Origin of the sequence: Kitasatospora sp. NPDC059817, from assembly GCF_042731835.1 — a bacterium.
GTDB lineage: Bacteria > Actinomycetota > Actinomycetes > Streptomycetales > Streptomycetaceae > Kitasatospora.
The window spans coordinates 1-18,218 of sequence record NZ_JBHWIR010000107.1; the positions used below are offsets into that span (position 1 = coordinate 1).

Genomic DNA, 18,218 nt, shown 5'->3' on the forward strand with positions numbered 1-18,218 from the left:
CCGCAAACTCGGCCCGCACACCACCGCCCCCACCCCCCACCCCCGGTCGTCGCCCCGCTCCCCCCCCGCGGCCCAACGGCCGGTCTTATTTCTCGCGCCCTTCAGGCAGGCGGCCGTCGGAGCAGGCCGCTCAGCGGCTCGCCGCCCAGGAGAGCAGGAGGCGCAGGGCGTCGTCCGACGGGGTGTGCGGGTCGGCGGTGTAGGTGACGAGGGCCTGGTCGGGGTCGTCGGCGGGGCGGAGGGTGTCGTAGGCGAGGTCGAGGGGGCCGGCGATGGGGTGGTGGAAGAGCTTGCGGCCGGAGGTCTTGTCGGCGACCGGGTGTTCGGCCCAGAGGTGACGGAACTCCTCGCTGTGGACGCAGAGTTGGCCGACGAGCTCGGCGAGGAGGGGGTCGTGGGGGCGGCGGCCCGCCTCCAGGTGGAGGAAGGCGACGTTCTCGCGGGCGCAGGCCGTCCAGTCGCCGTAGAGCTCGCGCGAGGCGGGGTCGAGGAAGGTGCAGCGGGCGATGTTGCGGTCCTCGACCGGCAGGGCGCCGTAGTCGCCGAACAGCGCGACGGCCGCGCGGTTCCAGGCCAGGACGTCCATCCGGTGGCCCATCACCAGGGCCGGGACGTGGTCAAGCTGGTCGAGCAGGCGCAGCAGGGAGGGGCGGGGCTGCTGCGGGGCGGTGCGGCGGCGGGGCGCACGGCGGGTGGGGCGGGCGAGGCGGTGGAGGTGGCCGGACTCGTCGGGGGCGAGTTGCAGGGCGCGGGCGACGGCGTCGAGGACGGCTTCGGAGGGGTTGCCGACGCGGCCCTGTTCGAGGCGGGTGTAGTAGTCGACGCTGACCCCGGCGAGGTGGGCGAGCTCCTCGCGGCGGAGCCCGGCGACCCGGCGGCGGCCGCCGTAGTCGGGCAGGTCGACGTCCTCGGGCCGCAGCTGGGCGCGGCGGGTGCGGAGGAACTCGCTCAGGGCACTGGTCGCGTTCATAGGGATGATTCTCTCCCGGAGGGGGCCGCCGTGCCTGGCCCTGCCAGGACCAGGCACCGCCGGCACCGCACGCGGCCGGGGACCAGCCGGACGTCAGCCCGCGACGGCCTGGACAGCGAGCAGCCGGTCACCGGCGGCGAGGAGGCGGCGGGCGGTGGCGAGGCCCATGCCGCTGGTGCCGCCGGTGATCAGGACGGTGCGGTCGGCGAATTCCCGGGGGTCGACGGAGTCCCGGGGGTCGACGGGATCCCGGGTCATGGCGTTGTCGGTCATGGCACCCACTCTCCCGACGGCCGTGGAGCCGGGGCCAGGCCCGGCCCGGCCCTGGGTCCGGAAGAACCACCCTGCACCGGGAATCGACGGCGCCACCGGGCGGTTGGGGCAGGACGACAAGCGTGTGACACTCGCGAACAGGGGTCTGACATGAAGATCGGCATCATCGGTGCGGGCAACATCGGCGGCAACCTGACCCGACGGCTGACGGCGCTCGGGCACGACGTCTCGGTGGCCAACTCGCGCGGTCCGCAGTCGCTGGCCGCCCTGGCCGAGGAGACGGGCGCGACGGCCGTACCGGCCACTGAGGCGGCGCGCGGGGCACAGGTCGTGGTGGTGACGGTGCCGCTGAAGAACGTGCCGGACCTGCCGGCCGGGCTGCTGGACGGCGCGGCCGCGGGCGCGGCGGTGATCGACACCGGCAACTACTACCCGCAGCAGCGCGACGGCCGGATCGACGAGATCGAGGACGACGGCCTGACCGAGAGCCGGTGGACGGAGCGGCACCTCGGCCACCCCGTGGTGAAGGCGTTCAACGGCACCTACGCGCAGGACCTGCTGGAGCGGCCGCGGCCGGAGGGCGATCCCGAGCGGATCGCCGTGCCGGTGGCGGCGGACGACGAGGCGGCCAAGCGCGTGGTGCGGGCGCTGATCGACGAGCTGGGCTTCGACACGGTGGACGCGGGCGGGATCGACGAGTCCTGGCGGCAGCAGCCGGGCACGCCGGTGTACGGGCTGCGCGCCGGGGTGGAGGCCGTCACCCGGGCGCTCGCGGAGGCTTCTCCGGAGCGCCCGGCGGACCACAAGGCGTGACCCCGGGGGGCGTGCTCCCCGCGCACGGGCCCGGTCAGCCCGTGCGGCGGGCCCCCTCGGCCGGGACGGCGGTGAGGGTGCGCGGGGCCGCGTAGCCGGCCGCGCGGAACGCGGTGGTGACGGCGGCGGCAACGGTGTCGGCGGCCGGTGCGTCGACGAGGGCGATCACCGAGCCGCCGAAGCCGCCGCCGGTCATCCGCGCGCCGTGGGCGCCGGCGGCGAGGGCGGCCTCGACGGCGAGGTCCGTCTCGGGGCAGGAGACCCGGTAGTCGTCGCGCAGCGAGGCGTGGCCGGCGGTGAGGATCGGGCCGAGCGCGGCGGGCCGACCGGCGTCCAGGTGGGCGACGGCGGCCGTGACGCGCTCGTTCTCGGTGACCACGTGGCGCACCAACGGCCGCAGCTCCTCAGGGAGTCGGGGCAGGGCGGCCGGCAGGCCGGCGGGCGTCAGCTCGCGCAGCGCGGGCAGCCCGAGCAGCGCGGCCGCCCGCTCGCAGCCGGCCCGCAGGGCGGCGTAGGCGCCGTCGCCGAGGTCGTGCTTGACCCGGGTGTCGAGGACCAGCAGGGCGAGGCCGGCGCCGGCGAGGTCCAGCGGGACCTGCCGCATCGTCAGGTCCCGACTGTCGAGGTGCAGGGCGGCGCCCGGGCGGCAGCACATCGAGGCCATCTGGTCCATGATCCCGCAGGGGACGCCGACGAAGTCGTTCTCGGCCCGCTGGGCGATCAGGGCGAGTTCGGGCGCGGACAGCCCCAGCCCGTACAGGTCGTTGTACGCGATCGCGACGACGCATTCCAGGGCGGCCGAGGAGGACAGCCCGGCACCACCGGGCACGTCGCTCTCCAGCCGGAACTCGGCGCCGCCGACGGGGTGCCCGGCGTCGCGCAGCGCCCACACCACGGCGGCCGGGAAGGCCGCCCAGCCGGGCACCGAGCCCGGGGCCAGGTCCGCGACGGCCAGGTCGGCGACCACCCCGTCGCCCTGGGCGGACCAGAGCCGCAGCCGGCCGTCGTCGCGGCGCCGGGCCTGGGCGCGGACGGCCTGCGGGAGGGCGATCGGCAGCACGAACCCGAGGTTGTAGTCGGTGTGTTCGCCGATCAGGTTGACCCGGCCGGGGGCGGCCCACTCCCCCTCGGGGGCGTGGCCGTGGAGCTCTTCGAAGGTGTCCGCGGAGATGTTCGCAGCGGCGTTCACAGGCGTGTTCACGGGGCTACCTCCCGCAGCCGGCGGGCCGCGTCCTCGGGGGTGATGTCGTTGACAAAGGCGTCCATGCCGGATTCCACCCCGGCCAGGAACTTGAGCTTGTCGGCGGCGCGCCGGATGGTGAACAGCTCCAGGTGGAGCGCGAGTTCGTCCTCCTGGCCGGCGGGCGCCTGGTGCCATGCGGAGATGTACGGGGTGCGGCCGGCGCCGAAGAGGCGGTCGAATCGGCGCAGCAACTCCAGGTAGAGGCGCGGGAATTCGGCGCGCTGCGGCTCGTCCAGGCCGGTCAGGTCGGCGACCCGGCGGTGCGGGTAGAGGTGCACCTCGTACGGCCAGCGGGCGGCGAAGGGGACGAAGGCCGTCCAGTGCTCTCCGGCGAGCACCACCCGGGCGCCGTCGGCGCGTTCGGCGGCGAGCAGGTCGTCGAAGAGGCTGCGGCCGGTGGCGGCGCGGTGTTCGGCCGCGCGCGCGGCCATCCGGGCGGTGCGCGGGGTGGTGAAGGGGAAGGCGTAGATCTGGCCGTGCGGGTGGGCGAGGGTGACGCCGATCTCGGCGCCCCGGTTCTCGAAGCAGTAGACCTGCCGGACGCCGGGGAGGGCGGCGAGTTCGGCGGTGCGGTCGGTCCAGGCGTCGAGGACGAGGCGGGCCCGCCGTTCGTCGAGGTCGGCGAAGGAGGCGTCGTGGTCGGCGGTGAAGCAGACCACCTCGCAGCGCCCGGCGCCGGGGCCGCTGACCCGCAGTCCGTCGACGCCTTCCAGCGCCGCCGGGGGGCCGGCCAGCGAGGGGAAGCGGTTCTCGAAGACGGCCACCTGGTAGTCGTCGGCGGGGATCTCGCTGTGCCGGCCGCCCCGGGAGGGGCAGAGCGGGCACTCTTCGGCGGGGGGCTGGTAGGTGCGGGCCTGGCGGTGCGCGGCGACGGTGACCCAGGCTCCGGTGGCCGGGTCGAGCCGGACCTCGGAGCCGTGGGCGGGCGGGTCGAGCGGACGCAGGTCGACGGCGTCCCGGGGGACGGCCTCGCCGCTGTCGTAGTAGATCAGCTGTCGCCCGTCCGCGAGTGTGGTCACGGTCTTGGCGGTGGGCTGGGTCAGGGTCCCGGCCATGGCCTTCTTCCCTCTATCCGACACGAAACAACAATATCCAACATTATCCATCAGGCCTGGCTGTCCGGAAGGGGTCCGCGCCTGCCATGATGGCGGTGACCGTGGCCCGCCGGACGGCCAGTCGAACGGCCGGCCGCACGAATGGCCGAACGGTCAAGCGGACCACACCGACCCGAGGAGCACCCCCGATGGCTGACAGCGCCCAACCGCTCGCCGGACAGCGCCGCGTGCTGATCCTGGAGCGGGTCCGCGCGCGCGGCGGCGTCCGGGTGACCGAACTGGTCCGGGACCTCGGGGTGTCCGACATGACCATCCGCCGCGACCTGGACGCGCTGGCCCGCCGCGGGCTGGTGCACAAGGTGCACGGCGGGGCGGTGCGGACGGAGGCGGCGGCCAGCGGCGAGCCCGGGTTCGAGACCAAGGCCAACTGGCAGCTGCCCGCCAAGGAGGCCATCGCCCGGGCCGCCGCCGCCCTGGTGCCGCCCGGCTCGGCGGTCGGGCTGGCCGCCGGGACGACCACCTTCGCGGTCGCCCGGCAGCTGCGCGCCGTCGAGGGCCTCACCGTGGTCACCAACTCGCTGCGGATCGCGGAGCTGCTGGAGGAACCCGACGAGGACGGCACCCCCGCCACCGCGACGGTGATCCGCACCGGCGGCGTCCGTACGCCCTCCGACGCGCTGGTCGGGCCGGTCGCCGACCAGGCGATCCGCTCGCTGCACGTCAACGTGCTGGTCATGGGCTGCCACGGCCTCTCGGCCGAGACCGGGCTGACCACCCCGAACCTGGCCGAGGCGGAGACCAACCGGACCTTCCTGCAGTCCGCCCGCCGGGTCGTCGTGGTGGCCGACCACACCAAGTGGAACGCGGTCGGCCTGGCCTCCTTCGCCGCACTGGAGCAACTGGACGTGCTGGTCACCGACGACGCACTGGCGGCCGAACACCGGGCGGCGGCAGCCCAGTTGGTCGGCGAGCTGATCGTCGCGCCGACCGGGGAGCAGAGTCACTAGCTACGGACTCGTCCGGGAACTCGCCCGCACCACCAGCTCGGCGGCCAGCTCCAGCCCGCCCGCCGGCGGCGCCTCCCCGCGCACCTGGCCGAGCAGCCGCTCCACCAGGGCGGCGGCGATCGTCCGCAGCGGGAGCCGCACCGAGGTCAGCGCCGGGTGCAGGTGGCGGCAGAGCGGCGTGTCGTGGAAGCCGGTGACCGCCACCCCCGCCGGCCCGACCGCCAATCCCTCCGCCCGGACCGCCTCGTAGACGTCCAGCGCCAGCAGGTCGCTGCCCGCCGCGAAGGCGGTCGGCCGCTCGGGCCCGCGCAGCAGTTCCCGCACGGCCGCGACGTCCGGCCGCGCCGCCGTCACCGCGGACAGGCCCAGCCGGGCCGCCTCGGCGAGGAAGCCCGCCCGCCGGGCGGCCATCCACGGCAGGTCCTCGGCGCGGCCGACGTACCCGATCCGGCGGTGGCCGAGCGCCGCCAGGTGCCGTACCACCACGGCCATCGCCGTGTCGTTGGCGATGTCGACCCAGTGCTGGGGCTGCCCCGGGCCGGTCCGTCCGAAGGTGACGAACGGGAGCCCGGCCCGGACGACGTGCCCGATCCGGGGGTCGTCGCCCAGCACGTCCGCCAGCACCAGCCCGTCGACCTGCCGGGCGGCCACCAGTTCGTCGATGGCCGCCAGCGGGCCGGCCGCATCCTGAGCCCCACCCTGGGCCGCGTCCTGAGCCAAGCCCTGCCCCGGACGGAAGAGCAGCACCCGCTGCCCCTGCGCCCCCGCCGCATCGACCAGCGCCTCCAGGAAGCCGGCCATCAGCGGGTTGGGGTCGAACGGGTCGTCCACCGGGGCGAGGTAGCCGAGGGTGCGCCGGGCGCCGCTGCGCAGCGAGCGCGCCGACTGGTCGGGCTGGTAGCCGAGTTCGCGGATCGCCGCGGTCACCCGGGCCAGCGTGTCCGGGCGGACCCGCTGGGGGGCGTTGAGCGCGTTGGAGACGGTCTGCCGGGACACCCCGGCCGCGCGGGCCACCTCCTCGATGGTGGTGGCACCGCGGCGCGGTCGGGGTGTTCCCTCGGGCATCGGAGGCTCCAGGACGGCTGCTCGGGTCTGACGGGTGCTCGGTTCTACCGCTCGGCTCTACGGGCGGCGCAGGGTCAGCAGCCCACCGCGCGGCACGGTGATGCCGCCCGCCCGGTCGAGCTCGACCTCGCCCTGCCGGACGATACGCCCTCGGGCGTCCTGCACGGTGGCCTCGGCCGTCCCGCCGCCGCCGGTGAGCCGGACGTCCGGGTCGGCGTCGGCGTTGGCGACCAGCAGGGTGCGCCAGTGCGCACCGGAGACGTCCACCGGCAGCGCGGCGTAGCGGGCCACCGCGACGGTGCCGCCGCCGACGGCGGTGACCATCGGGTAGCCGAGGTCAGGCCGGGCCGGGCGCAGCTCGCCGAGCTGCAGGGTGGCGACGTGCTCGCGGAAGACGCCGAGCCAGAAGGCGATCGCCTCGCGCTGCCCGGGGCTCTGCGCGGCGAGGTCGACGGAGACCTGCGGCACCGAGAACAGCACGTTGATCAGGTGGCAGGCGATCTGCTCGGGCGGCTCGGCCGGGTGCCACATCAGCATGTCGGCGTGGACCGGGACGGGCCCGGCGGCGAGCCGCACGTCGATGGTGCGCTGCCGGTTCTCCTGCGGGCTGAGCGGGCAGTCGGTGGCGCGGACCATGGTGACGTACGGCCACAGGCCGGGGCTGACGTACGGCTGGCGGTGCTCGATCATCGCCCCCGGCTTGACCGCGGTGATCCGGCTGCGGATCGTGGCGAGCAGCCGCTCGACGCCCTCGTCCACGGTGGCGCAGTCGGCCTCGGGCCCGGCCTCCGGCGCGTCGGCGCGGGCGAACCAGTCGACGAAGTCGACCTTCAGCCCGTCCATGCCCCACTCCTCGACGGCGCGGGCGAGCCGGCCGGCGAGGAACGCGCGGACCTCGGGGTAGCGCGGGTCGGCGACGATCGCGCCCATGTGGGCGGCGTCGGCGAGCGCGTAGCGGCCGATCGCCTCGAAGGCGGCGCTGTCCTTGCCGATGAACGGCAGCGCGTACCAGAGCATGTACTGCACGCCGAGGTCGTGGACGCGCTGGACATGGGCGGCGGTGTCGGGCAGCGAGACCGGTTCCCAGTCGCCGCAGTGCGCGTAGCCGCGGGTGCGGTCGGCGGTCATCCAGCCGTCGTCGACGATGATGACGTCCATGCCGAGCTCCTTGCCGAGCGCGGCCTGGGTCTCGACGGCCTTCGGCGAGACGTCCTGGTGCATCGAGTACCAGGTGGAGTAGGCGGGGCGGCGGGCGGCCTCGGGGATGGCGGGGATGTCGGCCGCACGGCCGGCCCACCACCAGGCGGCGAGGTCGGCAAGGCAGCGCGCGAAGTGCCTGCGGGAGGTGTCGATGCGGACGGTCAACCGGCCGGCGGCCTGGGCCCAGAAGCGGAACTCGCCGGTCTCCTCCAGCACTCCGGCGCCGGCCAGGACGTCGACGCGCTCGGCGGCGAAGGCGCAGACCGCGAGGTCGCCGGTGCCGATCAGGGCGGCGATCGGTGCGCCGTTGGCCAGGCCGGTGCGGCGCGGGGCGCTCCACGCGGCGGGCAGCCGGCCGGTGCCGCGCGGCTCGGGCGTCCAGAACGCGGTGGCGTCCACGCACGGCACCCGCCACTCGATCCGGACGTCGCCCTCCCCCTCGGCGGTCACCTCGACGATTCCGTCGCCCGCCCCGCGGGCGCTCGCGTTCCCGCTGACCCGCAGGTCCAGGCCGTCGGCGTAGAGCGGACGCAGGCCGCCGGCGACGGCGGGGGCGTGCGGTTCCCAGATCTCGGTCATGTTCAGCCCTTCGTGGCGCCGGCCAGCAGGCCGGAGATGAACTGCCGCTGGAGGACCAGGAAGAGGACCATCATCGGCAGGGTGGACAGCGCGGTGCCGGAGAGGATCGCGCCGTAGTCGGTGTTGCTCTTGTTGCCGTGCAGGGTCGCGAGGGCGACGGGCAGGGTGTGCATCGCGGGGCTGCGCAGAGCGATCAGCGGCCAGACGAACTGGTTCCAGGAGCCGAGGAAGAGGAAGATCGAGAGGGCGGCCAGCACGGGCCTCATGACCGGCACCACCACGCTGAACAGCACCCGGAACTCGCCCGCGCCGTCGACCCGGGCGGCGTCCAGGAGTTCGTCCGGCAGGCTGCTCAGCGACTGCCGCATCAGGAAGATCGCGAAGGGCACGCACAGGCCGGGCAGGATCAGCGCCTGGTAGGTGTCCAGCAGGCCGAAGTTCGTCATCATCTTGAACAGCGGTACCAGCGTGACCTGTTCGGGCACCACGAGGGTGGAGAACAGCAGGGCGAACAGCAGGGTCCGGCCGCGGAAGCGGAACTTGGCGAAGGCGTAGCCCGCGAGCAGCGCCACGACGAGGGCGCCCAGCGTCTGGACCCCCGCCACCAGCAGGGAGTTCCCGACCACCCTGAGCAGGCCGATCTTCTGCTCCAGGTGACTCAGGTTCTCGCCGAGGCTCCCGCCGGGCAGCAGCTTGGGCGGCCAGTCGAAGACCTCGGTGTCCTTGCGGGTGGAGGCGACCACCAGCCAGTAGAAGGGGGCGATCGACAGCCCGGTGATGCCGGCGAGGAGGAAGGTCAGCGGCCAGCCGCGCAGCTTCTTGAGGGGGTTCACGCGCTCGGAGGCCTGACTCTTGGAGGTCTCGCGCTTCGGAGTCTCGCGCTTCGGCGTCTCGCGCTTGGAGGTCTCACGCTTGGAGGTCTCACTCTTAGAGGTCACTTGTCGCGGTCTCCCATCAGGCGCATCTGGACGGCGCCGAGCACCGTCACGAGCAGGGTGAGCGCGTAGGCGATGGCGGAGGCGTAGCCGAAGTCGTAGTACCGGAAGCCGTTCTGGTACAGGTACATGGAGACGGTCAGGGTGGCGTTGTCCGGCCCGCCACCGGTCAGCACGTACGGCTCGTCGAAGAGCTGGAGCGTGCCGATGGTCGAGAGCACGACCGTGAACAGCAGCACCGGGCGCAGCGCGGGGACGGTGACGGAGGTGAAGCGGCGGATCGGTCCGGCGCCGTCGACCATCGCGGCCTCGTACAACTCCCGTGGAATGGACTGGAGTCCGGCGAGGTAGATGACGGCGTTGTATCCGGTGTAGTGCCAGGTGAGCACCACGACGACGGCCGTCCGGGCCCAGACGGGCTGGCCCATCCAGTCGACGGAGGGCAGGCCGACGGCGTTCAGCACCCAGTTGACCGCGCCGTCGTCGGTCTTGAGCAGGTAGGCGAAGATCACGCCGGTGGCGACCAGGCCGGTGACCGAGGGCATGAAGACGCCGAGCCGCCACACCGTGCGCCAGCGCACCAGCGCGGAGTTGATGCCGACGGCCATCAGCAGGGCCAGTCCGAGCATCAGCGGGACCTGCATGACGAGGATCTCGCCGGTGTTGGACAGGGCCGTCCAGAACAGCGGGTCGTCCAGCAGGCGCCGGTAGTTGGCGAGGCCGGCGTTGCGGGTGGCGGCGCCGGAGCCGGTGGTGAAGGACAGCAGCAGCGACTCGACGACCGGGTAGGCCTTGAACACGCCGAAGGTCAGCAGGGCGGGGGCGAGCAGCAGGTACGGTACGGCGGCGCGCCGCCGGCGGGACCGGCGCGGCGCTGCGGACCTCCTGGCGAGGGCGGCGGGCGGGCTGGCGGCACTCATGCGATACCGCGCCCGGTCTGCTGGGCGAGCTGCTTGGCGGCGTCCTGGAGGACGGCGGCCGGGTCGGCGCCCTTGAGGAGGACCCTGACCTGGGCGTCGCTGACGAGCTTGAGGGCGCGGGCGTAGTCACCGGAGTAGTTGGTGGGGTAGCCGCCCTCGATGGCGAGGTCGGCGAAGGTCCTGAGCACCGGCTGCCCGCCGTAGTAGGCGCTCGGCGCGGCGTACAGCGGGTCGGTGTACGCCTCGGTGAGGGCCGGGAAGACGCCGCCCGCGTTGAACATGGCGTTCACCGAGGCCGGGCGGGTGACCGTGTACTCGACGAACTTCCAGGCGGCGCGGCGGCGTGGGCTGGAGGCGGCGACGGCCAGGTGGGTGGAGTTGACCAGGGCGGTGCGCTTGCCGCCGGGGGTGACCGCCGGGGGCTTGGCGAGACGCCAGTTGCCGCTCTGGTCGGGGATCTTCTTCTCCAGGTAGTGCGCGACCCAGGCGGGCATCGCGGCCACCCCGAGCTTGCCGGCCTTCATCACGGGCGGCCAGCTCTGGACGCCGGGGGTGTCGCCGATCAGCCCGGCCTCGTCCAGCCGCTTGACGATGGTCAGGGCGCGCACGGCCGGCTCCGAGCCGACGGTGATCTTGCCCTGGAGGTCGAAGTAGAAGGCGCCCTGGAGCTGCATCAGGCCCTGGACGAAGTCCAGGTCGGGGGTGGGGTTGGCGGCCCTGTTGATGCCGATCAGGGCGACGCCGGGGTTGGCGGCCTTGAAACGGTCGGCCACGGCGAGCAGGTCGTCCCAGGTGGCGAGGGACTCGGGGTCGATGCCCGCCTTGTCGAAGTAGTCCTTGCGGTAGAAGAAGCCGAGCGGGTTGACCTCCCAGGGCAGCGCGTAGGCGTGACCGTCCTTGCCGCTGACGACGGGCCACAGGCCCTTGGCGAACTTGTCCTTGTGCGCGTCGGCGCCGAGCGCGGAGAGGTCGGCCAGGCCGCCGGGGAACTTCTCCAGGTACCCGGGCAGGTAGTCGCAGCCGATGTGCAGCACGTCGCCGAGGCCCTGGCCGCCGGCCGCCAGGCCGACGGTGATCTTGTCCCAGATGGCCGGTTCGCCGATGTCCTGGACGTCGACCTTGATCCCCGGGTTGTCCTTCTCGAAGGCCGGGACGATCCCGCGCAGGGCTTCGGCGGCCGTGGCCCAGGACCAGACGGTGATGTTGCCGCTGTCGGCGTCCCCGCCCGAGGCGCCCCCGGAGCCGGAGTCGCCGCAGGCTGCGAGCGTGCCGCCGGCGGTCAGGGCCAGCAGGCCCGCTCCTGAGGCTCGGAGCAGATCACGACGAGAAAGGTGTGACATTGCATTCCTCTCTGAGGGGTGGCGAGGAAGGGTTGAGGCAGGAAGGGTGTGGCGAGGTAAGAAGGAGGGGGTTTTGAACGTTCAAATACACAAAACAGACCAGAACCAAACAGGTTCGAACGGGCGGGTCACAGCAAACGCCCACCCTCCCCACGCCGTCAAGACCTGGGCGTGGGGAGGGTGGGCTCCGAAACCGTTCTGTTATCCCCGCGCGGCGTCCGGAGCGCCGAACACGGTTCCCGGGGTGACGGGGATCCCCCGCGCCATGGCCTCGAAGTCCAGGATCGGATGGGTCAGGATCTCCTCGACCTCGTCGGTCAGGAGGTTGCCCAGGATGAACTCCTCCTCCGCGCCCGACCCGAAGGTGACCACCTGCCCGCTCGACTGGATCATCCAGTTCAGCAGCTCCCGCTCGCTGCTCTCCGCGAGGTGGATCTCCCGGCCGGGGTGGTCGCGCCGGATCCCGTCGACGACCGCGCGGACGTCCTCCACCGCCACGCCGAGCCTGCGCACCGTGGCCGGCGAGGCCCGCCGGCCCCACCACTGGAAGATCACCCACTGGGCGACCGACGGGTGGGACAGCACCTCCGCGGCGAGCTCCGGCAGTTGGTGGAGGTTCTCGGCACTCGCCACGGTGTGCACCCGCACCCGGTCGAAGCCCTCGGCGTCGCACAGGGCGAGCGACTCCAGCAGCGCGTCGAGGAGCCTGTCGTCCGGGCTCCGGCGGAAGGCGCGTTGCACCTCCGGCGTGACGGCGTCCAGCGGCAGCCGCAGCGAGGACAGGCCGTGGAGCCGGGAGAGCTTCTCGGCGGTGAGCGTGTAGCCGGTGGTGTCGAGGCCGACCTTGAGACCGCTGGCGATGGCGTCGTCGACCACGTCGAAGACCGGCGGCCACAGCAGCGGGTCGCCGCCGGCCAGGACCAGGTCGGTGGTCCCGTGCGCGGCCAGCTTCCCGACGATCCGCCTGGCCTGGTCGAGGTCGATCTGCTCCGCCGCGAACGGGTTGTAGCAGCCCTGGCAGGACATCGGACAACGGTTGTTGATCGACCAGTTGACCCGCCGGACGCGGCGGCCGGTACGCGGCCGGTCGGCCCGGCCGCGGATCCCGGCCACCAGCCGGGCCAGGCGGACGGCCTGCGGGAGGGTGGCGCCGGCGAGCAGTTCCTCGGCGCGTTCGACGGCGGCCGCGGTGGCGTTGTTCTGGAGCAGGAGGAAGGCCAGGCGCCACCGCATGGTCTCGTCCCCCCGGTCCTGGTCCAGGGCCTGTTCGACCCGCTCGGTCAGGGCGCCGAGGTAGCCGGGGGTGAAGTTGGCGGGCTCCAGGCGCCGTTGGAACGCGTCGGCTATCGAGCCTCGTTCCAGGGCCCGGTCGTAGCCGGCCCGCAACGGGTGCGGGGGCAGGATCTCCACGTGCTGCCGGGTAGGCATTCGGTGTTCTCCGGTACGGGTCAGTTCGGGGCGGACGGCAGCATGATGACCATCGAGTCGGCGGACGACAGGCCCATGCCCTCGACGAAGACGGCGTCGCGGACGAGCTGCGCGATGGCGGGGTGGGTGGGGGCGGCGAGGTAGCGGGCGGTGGAGGCGAGCGGGGTGATGTCATGCTCGGCGATCAAGGTGCGCAGCGAACCCGGCAGGTCGTCGAGGCCCTCGCGCATGTCCTCCAGATCGAACCGGTCGGCCAGTCGCATCGCCGCCCTGCGGGCCTTGGCGAGGTTGGTCGTCGGGTCCAGGACGGTCGCCTTGGCCAGGTAGTAGGGGACGGGCTGCATCATCCAGGCCAGCGCCGCGCGCGGGTCGTCCTCGTCGCGGCCGGAACGGTCGAAGGCCTCCGACCCGAGCCCGAGGCCGTCACAGAACCACTCGGGCCGCATGCTGATCCGGTAGTGGGCGTGCCCGGCCAGCCGGAACGCCGGGAGCATGGCTATGACGGACGTCGTCTCGATCCGGAAGGTGTCGGAGATCCGCCGCATCGTCCGCCCCACCACGGCCCGGACCTCCGGCACGTCGGCCCCGTCGGCCACGACGTGGATCAGGTCGAGGTTGGAGACGATGTCACCGGTGGGCCCGGTGCGGTGGTCGCCACGGGCCAACGAACCGGTCGCCGCCACTGACATGCCGGTCACGTCCGCGAACTCGCGGGCCAGCTCCTGGAACAGCCGGGGGACGTCTTCGGGTCTCACGCGCTTCCTCGGGTGTCGGCTACGGAGGTGGAGTCGACGCCATCTCTTCCAAGACTGCTCACATCATGGAGAGTTGGCGTTCAGATGGGCACCCTAACAGCGACCCGCCACAAATGGTCGCGTTTGCACCACATATCTCACACACCACAGCTGACGGACCGACACAAGCGGTCTCAACCGGTCACTCAAGCGCCGCCCGCCGCACGTAGATCGGGTGGGCATCCAGCCCGACGAACGCCACCGCCCCCACCGCACCGAAGTGGTACAGCCGGTGAGCGATCTCCCCGGCGGCCCAGGGCCCGAACCGGCCGGCCAGGCAAGCGGCCTGTTCGGCGTCCAGCGGGAGCACGGCGAGGCCGACCCGGAGGACATCAAGGGCATCGAAGAGACTCGCGAAGGTGGTGGGCTCGGTGAAGCCCACGATCTCGACAGTCACGGAGAAGGGGAGCCCGTCGCTCACCGCACGCCCCCGATCTGCGCCCGGACGGTCTCGCCGATGCCAGCCGGCCGGTCGGCGAGGCAGTCACTAACCAGCCGCCGGGCGGCGGGGGCGGATTTGCGGTGCCGGTGCAGCCGGCACGAGCACTTCTCCAACGTTCCGGGCATGGCAGGACCTCCTCCGGGTGTGGCTCGCAGCAGGCGGCGTCGGCCGGGGAGGGGCATGGAAATGCCCGGGTGGCCGCCCGTCAGATCGCCGTGAGCGAGCAGTCGGACTACTGCCCGTAGTCTGCCCAGGACGCTCCGCAATCTGCAAGACTTCATTCTGGGGCATTCGAACGGCGTAACTCGTTCGGTTGACTTTCATTGCGAAGCGGGCGCACGGGTGCTTTCATTTCGAGCGCTGACGGTGCTTCATACTGGAAGCCAGGAAGGGGAAGGCCATGCCGGAAGGGCCAACTGGATCAACGGTGCCGCGCAGGCAACTCGGGCGGTACCTGCGTGATTTGCGCAACCGATCGCGACTCACCGTGCGGGCGGCGGCTCGCAGCCTGGAGTGGTCGGAAGCGAAGATGTGGCGCATCGAGAGCGGTCACACGTCCTTGCGGAGCCTCGATGTCGAGGCCATGTGCAAGGTCTACGGCGCACCGGCCGAACTGACCGAAGCCCTGATGGGACTGGCGAAGGAGACCAAAGCTCGGGGTTGGTGGCACGCCTACGGGGATGTGATCCCGGAGGGGTTCGACCTCTTCATCGGGCTGGAAGAAGCGGCTTCGAAGATCGCTTGGTATGAGAGCGAGTTGGTTCCCGGTCTGCTGCAGACCGAGGACTACTCACGCACGATCATGCGAGCGGGCAAGCCTCACGAAGACGACGACGAGATCGAACGACGAGTCCATCTCCGTTCGGCTCGCCAGGTGCTTCTCACCAGGTTCACCGATCCGCCGGTCTTCGACGTCGCACTCAACGAGGCGATACTGCGACGACCCATCGGTGGCGGCAAAGTCATGGCTGGACAGCTCGCCCACCTGCTGGAGGTGAGCGAGCTTCCCAACGTCACCATCAAGGTGGTCCCGTTCGACGCGGGTCTGCACCTGGGCGTCTTGTCAGGCCCGTTCGGAATTCTGCGCTTCCCGCTCAACGGCGACGGCTCCGAGACGGAGCCGCCGACCGTCTATGCGGACGGGTTCACCGGCGACCTGTATCTGGACAAGCCCAACGAAGTGGAACGCTACGACGCCGCGTTCACGAACATCTGGGAGACAGCGCTCAGTGAGCAGGCGTCGAAGCAGCTGATCTCCGAAGTGGCAGGAAGTTATGGACACGGTTGATCTGACAGGAGCGGTGTGGTTCAAGTCCACCCGCAGCAACGCACAATCCGCTTGCGTTGAGGTCGCGATCCTCAACGACGGCATCGTCCCCGTTCGAGACTCCAAGGACCCCAGCGGCCCGGCGCTCGTCTTCCCGGCCGACGCCTGGACGGCGTTCGTCGGGGGCGCCCCGAGGGCGGGGGGGCCACACACACTCAACACAACACAGGTGGGGGGGGGGTGGGGCGGGGGGGGGGGGTCGGGCACCACCCCACCCACACCCCCCCCCCCCGCGACGCTCAACCGACCCGCCCGCCCGCGCCGGGCGCGCGCGCCTGCCCCCCGCACACCTCATCCCGCCAGCACGACCGGCGTGCCCGTCAGGTCCACGCCCGCCTGGCGGAGTTCGCCGAGGGCGGTGACCGTGGTCTCGGTGGCCACGCCCGCCGTGTAGTCCAGCAGCACCCTGGTCGCGAACCCGGCCTTCACGGCGTCCAGCGCCGTCGCCTTCACGCAGTGGTCGGTGGCGATCCCGACCACGTCCACCGCGTCCACGCCCTGGCCGCGCAGCCAGTCGGCGAGCCGGGTGCCGTCCGCCGCGAAGCCCTCGAACCCGCTCTTGGACGCCGAGTGCGCGCCTTTGAAGAACACCTCGTCCACCGCGCCCGCGTCGACGGCGGGCGCGAAGGACGGGTGGAACTCCCCGCCCTCGCTGCCGACCACGCAGTGCACCGGGAAGGACTCCCGGAAGTCCGGCTGCGCGGAGAAGTGCGGGCCCGGGTCGATGTGGTGGTCCCGGGTCGCGACCACCCGCGCCCAGCCCTCCCGCTCCGGGCCCTGGACCAACTCGGCGATCGCCCGGGCCCGGTCGGCGCCCCCGCCGACCGGGACGCTCCCTCCCTCACAGAAGTCCTTCTGCACATCCACCACGATCAGCGCGCGAGCCATCGACCGGCCTTTCCTCGGGGGTACGGATTTCGCGGCCAGCTTGACGCCTTCGAGGTGCGTGGACGAAGCAACCCGGGCTGGCGTTCACCCGGACGGGCCTGGCGCGGCGATCAGCACACCCCGGCAGCACCGCCAGGGCCCGCAGCGGAGCGTTCGAGGGAGTCGGTCAGCCACAGGTAGGACAGGCCGACCGTGACCGGATCCCCGCTCGCCTCGGCCACGAGCCGCCAGTAGCGGCGCATCCGCCGGTCCCGGTCGACGGCCACGTAAGCCAGCAGGCGGCCTCGGAACTCCGGGGTGTCGCGGTCGCCACGGACGGAGGCGTGGGCCGCGACGAACCGGTCGAGTGCGGGGCCCACCCGGGGCGGCTCACCCGCCCGCACCAGGGGCTGGGCCAGCGCGCACGCCTCGCCGATCCCGCCCACCAGCTCGTCCTCGTCGGCGATCAGTGCGGCGCCGGCCCGCGCCCTGGCCAGCAGGCCTCGGCTCAGTTCCCGGTCCCCGGCCAGGGCGAACAGCTCGGCGAACGCGACCACCTGCGGCGGGGTCGGGTCGGCGGGCGGCTCGGGTACGGCGATCGCCACGAACGCGGTGAGCATCGCCTCCGACACCGGGGCGGCCATCGCGCGCCTCCAGAAGTCGATCAGCGCGTCACGGGCGGCTCCCCCACCCTCCATGGCGGCCAGCAGCTCCAGCCTGGCGGCCCGGTCGGCCGGTCCGGCCTCCTCGACCGCGCGCAGCGAGGCCCGCCGCCAGGCCAGGTCCGCGAGCCGCACGTCGAGCGCGGCCCGCTCGGCGGCGACGACCTCGGCCACGGAGCGTTCGCCGGCGAGCACCTGCCTGATCGAGGGCAGCCCGAGCCCGAGCCTGCGCAGCCGTCGGACCAGGCCGAGCCGCTCCACGGCCACCTGGTCGAACCTGCGGTGCCCGCCCGTGCTGCGCACCGAGTCGATGACGCCCTCATCGCAGTAGTAGCGGATGGTGCGCACCGGCACGCCGGTCAGCCGGGCCAGCTCGCCGATCCCCAACGTCTCATCGAGCAAAGGCACTTGAACCTCCACCGGACTGGAGTTCCTACCGTACCCAGGTAACCCCGAGAGAGGAGCATCGCGATGGCGATGACGTCGACGCTGGACACCGCACGGCTCGTGGAGGGACTGCGGGAGCAGACCCGGCAGTTCGCCCGCGCGGTCGCCGGGAGGGACCCGGACACCCCAGTGCCCACCTGCCCGCAGTGGCCGCTGCGCACCCTCGTCGGGCACCTCGGCCAGGAGCACCGGTGGGCGGCCGAACTCGTCCGTACGCGCGGGCAGTTGCCCGTCCCCGACCCGTGGCAGGCCGACCCCGGCGCCCCGGACGGGTGGGCCCGGTGGCTGCGCGAGGGCGCGGAGGACCTGGTCCGCGCGGTCCAGGAGACCGGCGCGGACACCGAGTTGCCCACGTTCTTCGGGCCACGGCCGGCGGCGTTCTGGCTCCGCAGGCAGCTGAGCGACACCTGCGTCCATCACTACGACGCCGCGTCGGCGACGGGCACCGCGTTCGAGATCGCCGACGACCTCGCGGCCGACGTGATCAGCGAGAACCTCGACCTGCTGTGCACGCCGGCCTTCGAGTCGGTCAGGCCGGCGGCGGCCGGGCTGCGCGGCCGGGGCGAGCGGGTCGGGTTCCGGCCGAGGTCCGGGGAGGGCTGGGTGATCACCAGGGCGCCCGAGGCGCTGCGGTGGGAGCGCGGGCCGGTCGAGGCCGACGTGGTGGTGTCGGGCGCGGTGGCGGACCTCATGCTGGTGGTCTCCCGCCGCCTCCCGCCGCAGGACGACCGGGTGGCGGTGACGGGCGACCGCGCCTTGCTGGACCACTGGTTGACCCACACAGCGTTCTAACCGCCAGAGTTGCGGCGGGGTGTGAGCCGGCCCCCCGCACAGCCGGCACCGAGGAGAGG

Annotated in this window: 19 protein-coding genes; 5 read left to right on the top strand and 14 right to left on the bottom strand. The window is 72.8% G+C overall.

Annotation, left to right across the window (positions count from 1 at the left end):
• Positions 1-130 precede the first annotated feature (130 nt).
• Together ACFV61_RS22285 and ACFV61_RS22290 are read right to left on the bottom strand one after the other, a co-directional pair.
• A complete protein-coding gene (locus ACFV61_RS22285) occupies positions 131-970 on the bottom strand; it encodes a helix-turn-helix domain-containing protein (RefSeq protein ID WP_063346547.1) in 840 nt (279 codons plus the stop codon).
• Positions 971-1,063: 93 nt separating this feature from the next.
• Entirely contained in the window at positions 1,064-1,243 is a 180-nt protein-coding gene (locus ACFV61_RS22290; protein WP_380493561.1) for a hypothetical protein, read from the bottom strand.
• Positions 1,244-1,294: 51 nt separating this feature from the next.
• On the opposite strand from ACFV61_RS22290, the gene ACFV61_RS22295 reads away from it, so the two are divergent.
• Positions 1,295-2,056, top strand: coding sequence for an NADPH-dependent F420 reductase (locus tag ACFV61_RS22295; RefSeq protein WP_380493559.1), 762 nt, complete (start codon positions 1,295-1,297; stop codon positions 2,054-2,056).
• Positions 2,057-2,090: 34 nt separating this feature from the next.
• Here the strand turns inward: ACFV61_RS22295 and galK are convergent, their stop codons facing one another.
• Positions 2,091-3,257, bottom strand: coding sequence for a galactokinase (galK, locus tag ACFV61_RS22300; protein WP_380493540.1), 1,167 nt, complete (start codon positions 3,255-3,257; stop codon positions 2,091-2,093).
• Positions 3,254-4,354: a galactose-1-phosphate uridylyltransferase gene (gene galT / locus ACFV61_RS22305; RefSeq protein ID WP_380493542.1), complete on the bottom strand. Its 1,101-nt coding sequence runs from the start codon at positions 4,352-4,354 to the stop codon at positions 3,254-3,256. The genes galK and galT overlap by 4 nt, the downstream gene beginning before the upstream one ends.
• 188 nt (positions 4,355-4,542) lie before the next feature.
• Between galT and ACFV61_RS22310 the strand changes: the two genes are divergently transcribed.
• On the top strand, positions 4,543-5,361 hold the full coding sequence (locus ACFV61_RS22310; RefSeq protein WP_380428659.1) for a DeoR/GlpR family DNA-binding transcription regulator: 819 nt from the start codon (positions 4,543-4,545) through the stop codon (positions 5,359-5,361).
• Here the strand turns inward: ACFV61_RS22310 and ACFV61_RS22315 are convergent, their stop codons facing one another.
• The 8 genes from ACFV61_RS22315 to ACFV61_RS22350 all read right to left on the bottom strand — a co-directional run bounded on the left by ACFV61_RS22315 (position 5,362) and on the right by ACFV61_RS22350 (position 14,043).
• On the bottom strand, positions 5,362-6,426 hold the full coding sequence (locus ACFV61_RS22315; protein ID WP_380493543.1) for a LacI family DNA-binding transcriptional regulator: 1,065 nt from the start codon (positions 6,424-6,426) through the stop codon (positions 5,362-5,364).
• A gap of 57 nt (positions 6,427-6,483) precedes the next feature.
• Positions 6,484-8,205, bottom strand: coding sequence for a glycoside hydrolase family 36 protein (locus ACFV61_RS22320; protein ID WP_380493545.1), 1,722 nt, complete (start codon positions 8,203-8,205; stop codon positions 6,484-6,486).
• 2 nt (positions 8,206-8,207) lie between these two features.
• The gene (locus ACFV61_RS22325) at positions 8,208-9,143 is read right to left on the bottom strand and encodes a carbohydrate ABC transporter permease (protein ID WP_380493546.1); all 936 of its coding nucleotides are present in this window, start codon (positions 9,141-9,143) and stop codon (positions 8,208-8,210) included.
• Complete coding sequence (locus ACFV61_RS22330; RefSeq protein WP_063346553.1) at positions 9,140-10,060, bottom strand: carbohydrate ABC transporter permease; 921 nt, start codon at positions 10,058-10,060, stop codon at positions 9,140-9,142. Before ACFV61_RS22330 ends, ACFV61_RS22325 begins: the two co-directional genes overlap by 4 nt.
• Positions 10,057-11,400: an extracellular solute-binding protein gene (locus ACFV61_RS22335; RefSeq protein ID WP_380340491.1), complete on the bottom strand. Its 1,344-nt coding sequence runs from the start codon at positions 11,398-11,400 to the stop codon at positions 10,057-10,059. The genes ACFV61_RS22330 and ACFV61_RS22335 overlap by 4 nt, the downstream gene beginning before the upstream one ends.
• 201 nt (positions 11,401-11,601) lie before the next feature.
• Complete coding sequence (locus ACFV61_RS22340; protein ID WP_380493548.1) at positions 11,602-12,828, bottom strand: radical SAM protein; 1,227 nt, start codon at positions 12,826-12,828, stop codon at positions 11,602-11,604.
• Positions 12,829-12,848: 20 nt separating this feature from the next.
• A complete protein-coding gene (locus ACFV61_RS22345; RefSeq protein WP_380493550.1) occupies positions 12,849-13,583 on the bottom strand; it encodes a hypothetical protein in 735 nt (244 codons plus the stop codon).
• A gap of 181 nt (positions 13,584-13,764) precedes the next feature.
• On the bottom strand, positions 13,765-14,043 hold the full coding sequence (locus tag ACFV61_RS22350; protein WP_380379652.1) for a hypothetical protein: 279 nt from the start codon (positions 14,041-14,043) through the stop codon (positions 13,765-13,767).
• A 421-nt stretch (positions 14,044-14,464) separates the two neighbouring features.
• Between ACFV61_RS22350 and ACFV61_RS22355 the strand changes: the two genes are divergently transcribed.
• The gene (locus tag ACFV61_RS22355; RefSeq protein ID WP_380379657.1) at positions 14,465-15,352 is read left to right on the top strand and encodes a helix-turn-helix domain-containing protein; all 888 of its coding nucleotides are present in this window, start codon (positions 14,465-14,467) and stop codon (positions 15,350-15,352) included.
• Entirely contained in the window at positions 15,339-15,785 is a 447-nt protein-coding gene (locus tag ACFV61_RS22360; RefSeq protein ID WP_380493551.1) for a DUF397 domain-containing protein, read from the top strand. Before ACFV61_RS22355 ends, ACFV61_RS22360 begins: the two co-directional genes overlap by 14 nt.
• On the opposite strand, the gene ACFV61_RS22365 is transcribed toward ACFV61_RS22360, so the two are convergent.
• Together ACFV61_RS22365 and ACFV61_RS22370 are read right to left on the bottom strand one after the other, a co-directional pair.
• Positions 15,683-16,279: an isochorismatase family protein gene (locus tag ACFV61_RS22365; protein WP_063346557.1), complete on the bottom strand. Its 597-nt coding sequence runs from the start codon at positions 16,277-16,279 to the stop codon at positions 15,683-15,685. The genes ACFV61_RS22360 and ACFV61_RS22365 overlap by 103 nt on opposite strands.
• 110 nt (positions 16,280-16,389) lie before the next feature.
• The gene (locus ACFV61_RS22370; protein WP_380493552.1) at positions 16,390-17,328 is read right to left on the bottom strand and encodes a MerR family transcriptional regulator; all 939 of its coding nucleotides are present in this window, start codon (positions 17,326-17,328) and stop codon (positions 16,390-16,392) included.
• A 63-nt stretch (positions 17,329-17,391) separates the two neighbouring features.
• On the opposite strand from ACFV61_RS22370, the gene ACFV61_RS22375 reads away from it, so the two are divergent.
• Positions 17,392-18,159, top strand: a complete 768-nt coding sequence (locus tag ACFV61_RS22375) for a maleylpyruvate isomerase family mycothiol-dependent enzyme (protein ID WP_380493553.1) — start codon at positions 17,392-17,394, stop codon at positions 18,157-18,159.
• The last annotated feature ends 59 nt before the right edge of the window (positions 18,160-18,218 follow it).

Bases quoted from the DNA above. Each gene is read 5' to 3' on its own strand.
- ACFV61_RS22285 (WP_063346547.1), bottom strand. From the start codon at position 970: ATGAACGCGACCAGTGCCCTGAGCGAGTTCCTCCGCACCCGCCGCGCC.
- ACFV61_RS22290 (WP_380493561.1), bottom strand. From the start codon at position 1,243: ATGACCGACAACGCCATGACCCGGGATCCCGTCGACCCCCGGGACTCC.
- galT (WP_380493542.1), bottom strand. From the start codon at position 4,354: ATGGCCGGGACCCTGACCCAGCCCACCGCCAAGACCGTGACCACACTC.
- ACFV61_RS22310 (WP_380428659.1), top strand. From the start codon at position 4,543: ATGGCTGACAGCGCCCAACCGCTCGCCGGACAGCGCCGCGTGCTGATC.
- ACFV61_RS22315 (WP_380493543.1), bottom strand. From the start codon at position 6,426: ATGCCCGAGGGAACACCCCGACCGCGCCGCGGTGCCACCACCATCGAG.
- ACFV61_RS22320 (WP_380493545.1), bottom strand. From the start codon at position 8,205: ATGACCGAGATCTGGGAACCGCACGCCCCCGCCGTCGCCGGCGGCCTG.
- ACFV61_RS22330 (WP_063346553.1), bottom strand. From the start codon at position 10,060: ATGAGTGCCGCCAGCCCGCCCGCCGCCCTCGCCAGGAGGTCCGCAGCG.
- ACFV61_RS22335 (WP_380340491.1), bottom strand. From the start codon at position 11,400: ATGTCACACCTTTCTCGTCGTGATCTGCTCCGAGCCTCAGGAGCGGGC.
- ACFV61_RS22340 (WP_380493548.1), bottom strand. From the start codon at position 12,828: ATGCCTACCCGGCAGCACGTGGAGATCCTGCCCCCGCACCCGTTGCGG.
- ACFV61_RS22355 (WP_380379657.1), top strand. From the start codon at position 14,465: ATGCCGGAAGGGCCAACTGGATCAACGGTGCCGCGCAGGCAACTCGGG.
- ACFV61_RS22360 (WP_380493551.1), top strand. From the start codon at position 15,339: ATGGACACGGTTGATCTGACAGGAGCGGTGTGGTTCAAGTCCACCCGC.
- ACFV61_RS22365 (WP_063346557.1), bottom strand. From the start codon at position 16,279: ATGGCTCGCGCGCTGATCGTGGTGGATGTGCAGAAGGACTTCTGTGAG.
- ACFV61_RS22375 (WP_380493553.1), top strand. From the start codon at position 17,392: ATGGCGATGACGTCGACGCTGGACACCGCACGGCTCGTGGAGGGACTG.